Raw genomic sequence first — 739 nt, forward strand, 5'->3', positions numbered from 1 at the left:
TGGATAGAGCTTTTAAAGCATAGTTATTATGAGGATTTTGATGATGGGACTTATCACAATCTTAAAACCCTGCCAAACATTGATATAAATATAAAATGTGGGAATTCTTTGCTAAGTAAAATGCCTATAAATGAATCCTTACACCTTCAAACCCAACAAGACATAAAAAAATACAAAAAGCTTGAAGAGCAATACTATGATGGCTTGTATGAGAATAGAAAAGAGCATATTGAAGATATTAATACGATTAAAAATAATTTTATTAAGTTTTATATAAGAGAAAAATACAAAAAAGAGCTGAATAAGCTTTATGAAAAATACGAAGAATATGCTAAAAATTATGGAAAATTCGCACTTGATGAGCTGCCTTTGAAATATGAAGATATGAAAACTCGCATAAAGGCACAGCTGCTAAGTATGTTTTCTAGCACGGATATTGATAAAGTTAAGGCTAAAGAAGAGCTTGAGTTTTTGAAAAAAAGTTATGATGAAATTTATAGTGGTTTTGAATGGCGTGTGGAATTTTCTAAGATTTTATATTCTTCTTTAAGTCAAGAAGAAATCACGCAAAATAACCAGTCAAAACAACAAGGAAATTTTAAAAATTTACACAAGGATAAGGAAGGCGATTTCAAAGGCTTTGATTTGGTTATTGGTAATCCACCTTATATAAGACAAGAAGAAATCAAAGAGCTAAAACCGCATTTGGCAAAACATTATGAAATATATAAAGGCACGA

The 739-nt window shown here is 29.6% G+C and carries 1 protein-coding gene; it reads left to right on the plus strand.

What is annotated here, in order from left to right; genetic code table 11:
* On the plus strand, nt 1–739 hold a 739-nt coding region (locus tag ACLL8X_RS09285; RefSeq protein WP_411990631.1), incomplete at both ends, for an Eco57I restriction-modification methylase domain-containing protein.

The sequence above is a fragment of the Campylobacter parajejuni genome (assembly GCF_046764905.1).
Lineage (GTDB): Bacteria > Campylobacterota > Campylobacteria > Campylobacterales > Campylobacteraceae > Campylobacter_D.